Raw genomic sequence first — 5,232 nt, forward strand, 5'->3', positions numbered from 1 at the left:
CCGATATTGATACGGAGAACAATGCCTTTCCTCGACAACCGAGTCAACCCACCCGTTTTCAGATGTTTAAACAACGCGAGTTCAAACGTCCGCTGAATCCGATGCAAGAGCAGAAATCTTCGCAGGGAGCGATCGGAGGGAAATCGGGGAAATGATTAGTAATTGTGGATTGGGCCGCCTTGAACAGACCGGTTTCGCCCCGCAAGCACGGCCGGTTAGTAGCCCGTAAGCCTTCCAGGCTGGACCTCTCCGTAACTGCCTAGCTTAGCTCATGCCCACCGCATTGTTCCCGCCATGGAATGGCCACCACGGGATGGCCCCCATGGAATGGGCGAGGCAGGTTACTCGGTTGCCCCCATGGAATGGCCCAGCATGGAATGCTCACGGGCGGGAGAGGTTTTCATCTTTCAGCAATAGTTACTAGTTGGTAGTTGCTAAACACAGTCGAATAACTGCATGGACGGCACAAAAATGAACCCTGTCCCTATTCATTCCATGCCTCGCATGGAATGAATAGGGACTTTTCTTGCAGCCGTCTCAGCGAGACGAAAAACGGTTCTGCTATTATAATCAATCGCAAGAAACATTACTTCATTCCTACTTTAAGCTATCAAACCTTAAACTTTATACTTCAAACTGTCCACCTATCTGGAACAAAAACCGATCCGATGGAGCCCAGAGGTAGTCCTCCGAACAGCGGTACCCTCTTAGCCAGGATTTTTCTTCTATTTTTCGCAAGTACAATCCTCTCGGAAAGGTATCATCTTGCTCAAGAGATTCAGTATAGATGACGAGTGCTCCGGGTGGATTTTGGTTCGGCGTTTTCACCGACACCTTTATTTCCTCAAGATCGGGACAACTCAAACGGATATAAAACGCGGCCTCTAATGGACACGCTCCTAAGCCTTTGCGACGAGCCCCTTCGCTGATTTCAGATAGGGTGCCTCCCCGGGGCAAACCCAGCGATTCAACCGTTACTTCTTTGATGGTCAGGGAATGTTTCGTGGGAGTAATACTGCAATGCGGACTTTCTAAGAGTATGGCGGCAAATTCGTTGAGCTGTATATCAGCCCTTTTTAATTCATTCAGTAGTTCTTCTTTAGACAGTCCGCCATAGGTTACGACGCTGGTTGCTTCCGTATTCATCCGCTTTTAAAAGTTTCTTGGTCTTGAAGTAACGATTATTGTACCTGATTTTAGCAACTATACGGGCGTACTTAGCCTGTACAGATCATTTCCTAACGGTTTAGAATAGCCAGTCGTATAGAGTGGTTTTACGCCATCTCAAACCGATACTTCGCGTAAGCCACTTCGTTTTTGTAGAACACCTCACCCTCCATTTGCATACCAAACCGCTCGTAAAACGACCGGGCCGTCAGGCGAGCATCGCACCAGAGTATTCTGGCTTTTTTCGTACGCACCTGGGCAATCACTTCCGTAAGCAGGGCCGAACCGACACCCCTGCCCTGCCAGGACGCGTCGACGGCAAACTTTCGAAAGCGAAACCGATCGCTAGTTTCGGCAAACACGGAAATAACACCGATCAGTTGACCTTCGTAAAAAGCTCCATAGTGCAGGCCCTGCTCATCGTCAGCAAGTTTTACGGATGCCAGCGGTCGATCGGGCCAAAGTACCCGATGACGTAAGGAATAGGTTTCTTGAGCAGATATGGATTGAATGTGGAAGACGGGAAGCATAGCGATCAATCACAGATGAAAGGCCAAAGGTATGCAGAACGCACGCCTTTGGCCTTTTTTAATCCTTACAGAATGGGTTTTTACGAATGTTTCTTGATGTAAGCCTGAATATTTTTTAAATCCTGACGCAGGCGTTCATCCATTTTCTTCGCTTCTTCCTTCGTCGCTTTTTCTCTGAAATCCAGCGAAGTACGAGCCGTGCTGATCAATTTGAGTCCCTCATCTTTGCTGGTTTTGTCCAGTTTACCCACGTGTTTTTCCAGATCGTTAAGGGTAACTTTCAGCGGATCCGTCGTTACTTCCGGTAGTACGAGGATGTCTTCGATGGCTTGGTGGCCCACCGTCAGTTCGGCCGCTGTTACTGCCTGATTTAGCTCCTCTTCCGTCAGTTTTTTCGCTTTGGCCCGTTCTACCAGTTTTTCCAGATCTTTTAAGTGATTATTGAAATTCGTCAGGTTTTCACCTTTCAAATTTCTACCCTCTTGTTTGAGAGCTGCGATTCCCGATTCCATATCTTTCACTGCTGTCTCGGGAGCCTTGGTTTGGAGGGCAATCAGGGCCTGATCGAAATAAGCGTCCGAAGGATTTTCGATCACTTGCGTTTCTTCGGCTGCAATGAGCGTCGTATCCGTAGCGGCCGTTTGGGCTTCTTGTTTTTTAGGGGAGGATTGGCAGGAGGCTAATACCAGCATCAGGCCGATCGCGAACAGATGAGCTTTCATGAGTAAGTTACATTAAGAGTGTTGAAGATGTTCAGGGTAACGGGCCAGGATTTTTTCGGCCTCGTGGGCAAATTGTTTAGCCAGTCCAGCGGGATCATTTACCGGATTTTCCAGCGAACCACGCCACAGTAATTGCTGCGTTTTCGCGTCAATAACATCGACGATCAGCGTTCCGGCAGTATAGTGTTCGGTATGATAACCGCTGTTCCAAGGCTGGTAATAATAACTGTAGCCAACGGGCATCCAGCGGCTGCGGTACCAGATGTTATAGGGGACGTAATACGGATAGGGGTAAGCGGGATTCGCGACTTGCTGGGTTTTCTTTTCAAAATACTCGTGCGTAGCTACTAATAAATCAGGTTGGTTATCGTCGCGAACCAATCCTTTTTTCGTGAGCTCAGAAGCAATCGCATTTTGAATCATTTCGTCGGTAATGCCACTCGTGTACAAGGGATTTTTGTTACCCTGAATATCCGGTTTGACGAACGTGAATTTCCGATACTCATCAAAGTTGACCGCACTTTTTTGCTGTACCTGAACAGCGGTGCATCCACTCATCCAGAGCAGAATAACACCTAGAAAAAACCATTGCGTTTTCATGGGTGACATGCATAATTTGATAGTGTTGAATTTGTTTTTCGTACTGCTTTTGTGTGACCAAAGCTCATATAACGGCTTTAAAGCGATTTATAAATACGCTTAAAATGACCTTAAAAGCGGAGAGGCATTCTGGGTCCGTATTAGCAGATGTAAGGGAGTACTTACTGAAGAGAAACAGCAGGGCTTTCGAATAAGAGCGTATAAGCCCAATCCTATGCGACCAACTCCGAAGAAGTTCAACCTCAATAGCCCCGTATGCAATGCAGGGTATAGTATGCGAAACGCTATTAAAATCAAAAGTTCCAGGTGACGCTTTTCAAGCCTGACACCTGGAACTTTAATGAAGAATAGCCTAATCTAACTTAAGTACTAAACTGAATCCGAAACGCCGTCCAGCCGTCTGCCTGCGTTTTTAGCGTAAAAGAGAATCCATGATTGACGAGAATCTCCCGAATCAGTGTCAATCCAATACCCTGTCCCTGGGGTTTCGAACTGTAGAAAGGATTGAATAGCTGGGCCGATTCTTCGGGCGTGATCGCCTTGCCATTGTTCAAAATAGCCAGTTCGCATTTTTGAATTTCAACCCGTATTTCAGTGCCCCCGGCTTCGATGGCATTTTTCAGAACGTTCACCAGTACTTGTTCCAATTGGGCGGTATCCGCGTATAGCATACAAGGTTCGTTCGGTTCAGGCGTGTGAATACTGCTTCCCTGATTTAGAGCCGTTGCCCGCATAAACAGGCTTACCTGCTCTACCAGTCGGTTCAGGGAAACGTCTTCCCGCCGGGGTGAGGGCAGGCGTACCACATCCGCAAAATTCCGCATAAACTGGGTTAGTCGTCCGTTGCGGCCGCTGGCAATACGCAGGGCTTCGCTCAGGTCCGAAAATTCCGGTTCCGGTAAAGACTGGAGTGTCGTTTGCAGAATCGAATCCGTAGCTCCCAAGGTATTGTTCACTTCGTGGGCCATCATCCGAATGACTTTCCCGTACGCTGCTTTTTCGATCTTATACAGCTCACTTGTCAGCTCTTCCAGTATAAAAAACGACCGCCGAAAGCCCTGGTGCATGAGGTGCGACCGCTGTACTTTATAGGTTTGTACCCCGTCGGTTTTGAGCGTACGGGATTCACCGTCGGTCATGGTACTCATTTGATGAAGCAGATGGTTTTCCGTCTCTTCGAGCTTTTTACCCAGTACCGCATCACCAAACTGGTTTAGAGCCCGGGGATTGAGCTGGACCAGCCGTTCATCAAAATCCAGAATCAGCAGGGCTATGGGCGAGGCTTCGATGAGTTTTTCCAGAAAAAAATGCTGCTCCTGCAAGCGGGTACGTTCTTCGCGTAACTGATCAATCATCAGATTATACACTTCAATTAGCGTATCTACTTCTCCTTTGCCCGTAGGTACAAACTTGATGGTAAAGTCTTTGTCTTTGATGGCTTCAATGCCCGACCGAATAAACGCGACGGGCTGACTGAAATCCTTGTATAGCTGAATGGATACGCCGATGGAAAGCAGTAGGATTACTTCCGTAGCGATGAACAAGGGTTTACTTTGAAAGAGCAACTGATAAACCAGCCCCATCAGCAAAACGTGCAGGGCGATCATGTACAGGATATACTTGGTGCGGGTGGACAGCCTCATACATCGTCGGCGTCGTAAGAAATTCCGTATTTTTCGAGTCGTCGGTACAGGGCAAACCGCGTAATACCCAGTGAGCGGGCTACCTTGGCTACTTTATTCTGGTGAAAATCCATCGCTCGCTGAATCATGTGGTACTCCATTTCTTCCAGGGTCAGCGTCCCAACCTCGGGCAGGCTACGCGGGGCACTACTGGTATTCGCCGTCAGGTTGATCTGGAAATCTTTTACTTCCAGACGATCCTGACCCGAAAGCAATACCGTTCGTTCCACCAGATTTTTCAATTGCCGAATATTTCCGGGCAGAGGCAGCGTTTTTAGCCACTGTACCGCTGACGGACTCAGCTGCAAGGCGGGTCGATGGTAAATTTCCTTCAGATTATTCATGAAAAATTCCGCTAGCAGGGGAATATCGTCGGGACGTTCCCGTAGCGACGGCAATTTCACCGAAATAAGGTTAATGCGATAGTACAAGTCCTCCCTAAAGGTTCCTTTCGCGACCATTTCCTCCAGATTTCGGTTGGTCGCACAAATGATTCGCACGTCTACGGTACGGCTCTTGCTGCTGCCCAGC

The 5,232-nt window shown here is 48.1% G+C and carries 6 protein-coding genes; all 6 read right to left on the reverse strand.

Going from position 1 to position 5,232, the window contains the following annotated elements:
* Positions 1-624: 624 nt before the first annotated feature.
* Positions 625-1,146, reverse strand: a complete 522-nt coding sequence (locus tag ACOJTG_RS07780; RefSeq protein WP_420153288.1) for a hypothetical protein — start codon at positions 1,144-1,146, stop codon at positions 625-627.
* A 128-nt stretch (positions 1,147-1,274) separates the two neighbouring features.
* Positions 1,275-1,697 carry a GNAT family N-acetyltransferase gene (locus tag ACOJTG_RS07785; protein WP_420153289.1) on the reverse strand — a complete coding sequence of 141 codons (423 nt, stop codon included), beginning with the start codon at positions 1,695-1,697 and terminating at the stop codon, positions 1,275-1,277.
* A gap of 80 nt (positions 1,698-1,777) precedes the next feature.
* Positions 1,778-2,419 carry a hypothetical protein gene (locus ACOJTG_RS07790; RefSeq protein ID WP_420153290.1) on the reverse strand — a complete coding sequence of 214 codons (642 nt, stop codon included), beginning with the start codon at positions 2,417-2,419 and terminating at the stop codon, positions 1,778-1,780.
* A 12-nt stretch (positions 2,420-2,431) separates the two neighbouring features.
* Positions 2,432-3,019 carry a DUF4136 domain-containing protein gene (locus tag ACOJTG_RS07795; protein ID WP_420153291.1) on the reverse strand — a complete coding sequence of 196 codons (588 nt, stop codon included), beginning with the start codon at positions 3,017-3,019 and terminating at the stop codon, positions 2,432-2,434.
* A gap of 362 nt (positions 3,020-3,381) precedes the next feature.
* Positions 3,382-4,662: a sensor histidine kinase gene (locus ACOJTG_RS07800; RefSeq protein ID WP_420153292.1), complete on the reverse strand. Its 1,281-nt coding sequence runs from the start codon at positions 4,660-4,662 to the stop codon at positions 3,382-3,384.
* The coding region (locus ACOJTG_RS07805) for a sigma 54-interacting transcriptional regulator (protein ID WP_420153293.1) at positions 4,659-5,232 on the reverse strand (574 nt) is incomplete at its 5' end. The genes ACOJTG_RS07800 and ACOJTG_RS07805, both read right to left, overlap by 4 nt.

This window comes from Siphonobacter sp. (assembly GCF_048595215.1).
GTDB lineage: Bacteria > Bacteroidota > Bacteroidia > Cytophagales > Spirosomataceae > Siphonobacter.